The organism is Ochrobactrum sp. BTU2 (assembly GCF_024539785.1).
GTDB classification, from domain to species: Bacteria; Pseudomonadota; Alphaproteobacteria; order Rhizobiales; family Rhizobiaceae; genus Brucella; species Brucella anthropi.
This window is the reverse complement of the sequence record NZ_JAHWRG010000081.1, coordinates 1-1,199: the sequence shown is the minus strand read 5'-3', so window position 1 is coordinate 1,199 and position 1,199 is coordinate 1. Positions and strand designations below refer to the sequence as shown.

Sequence of the window (1,199 nt, the reverse complement as noted above, 5' to 3'; positions counted from 1 at the left end):
TGGTAATCCCCCCACCAAATAACGGGCTTCAAAAGTAGAATTTTCTCGGGCTATATGATCGAGGAGATTTTAATGAAGACGAGCAGATTCAGCGAACCACAAATCCTTGCCATCCTTCGCCAGGCGGAAGGCGGCGTTCCTGTACCCGAGTTATGCCGGGAACATGGAATGAGCACTGCGTCATTCTACAAATGGCGATCCAAATACGGTGGCATGGATGCCTCGATGATCAGTCAGATGAAGGCTCTGGAAGACGAAAACCGTCGCCTGAAGAAGATGTATGCGGAGATGAGCATGCAGGCGGAACTGCTTAAAGAGGCTCTTGGAAAAAAGTGACACGGCCATCTCAACGCCGGGAGATGGCCGGGAAAGCAGTGGCGTTGCGAGGGGTGAGCGTTGCGCTTGCCTGCCGCACCTTCGAGGTCAGCGAGACATGCTATCGTTACAGCGCCAGGCTGAACGACGAGAACGGGCAGATTGCCGATCTCCTGATCGGACTGACGCGGGCAAAGAAGACCTGGGGCTTCGGTCTGTGTTTCCTTTATCTGCGCAATGTCCGGGGGCATCACTGGAACCATAAACGCGTTTACCGCATCTATCGTGAGCTTGAATTGAACCTCAGGATCAAGCCGCGCAAGCGGTTGAAGCGGGACAAGCCCGATGCTCTGACCGTGCCAGATGCGCCGAACATGGTCTGGTCCATGGATTTCATGGCCGACCGGCTGGAGGATGGAAGGCAATTCCGGCTGCTGAACGTCCTGGACGACTTCAACCGCGAAGGTCTGGGCATTGAGGTAGACTTCTCGCTGCCTGCCGAACGCGTCATCCGCAGCCTCAACCAGATCATCGAATGGCGCGGCAAACCATTCGCAATTCGTGTTGATAATGGGCCGGAATACGTCAGTGGCAAACTGATGGAATGGGCTGCCAACCAAGGCATCGCCTTGAGCCATATCCAACCCGGCAAGCCACAACAGAATGCGTATGTTGAGCGCTACAATCGCACCGTTCGGAATGAATGGCTCGACCAATATATCATCGAAAGCATTGAGGAGGCGCAGGAATTTGCCACGCAGTGGCTATGGACCTACAACAACGAACGTCCCAATATGGGCATCGGCGGCGTAACGCCCGCACAGAAACTGAAAATGGCCGCGTGAATTCTACTGACGAGCCCCGTTAAAAACGGGGGGATTACC

At 54.6% G+C, this 1,199-nt stretch carries 1 protein-coding gene; it reads left to right on the top strand.

Features of this window, described 5'->3' with window-relative positions:
• The first annotated feature begins 72 nt into the window (after positions 1-72).
• A protein-coding gene (locus KWJ32_RS28080; protein WP_086000475.1) for an IS3 family transposase occupies positions 73-1,160 on the top strand; the annotation gives its coding sequence in 2 pieces (ribosomal slippage) (positions 73-334 and positions 334-1,160; 1,089 coding nt in all).
• The last annotated feature ends 39 nt before the right edge of the window (positions 1,161-1,199 follow it).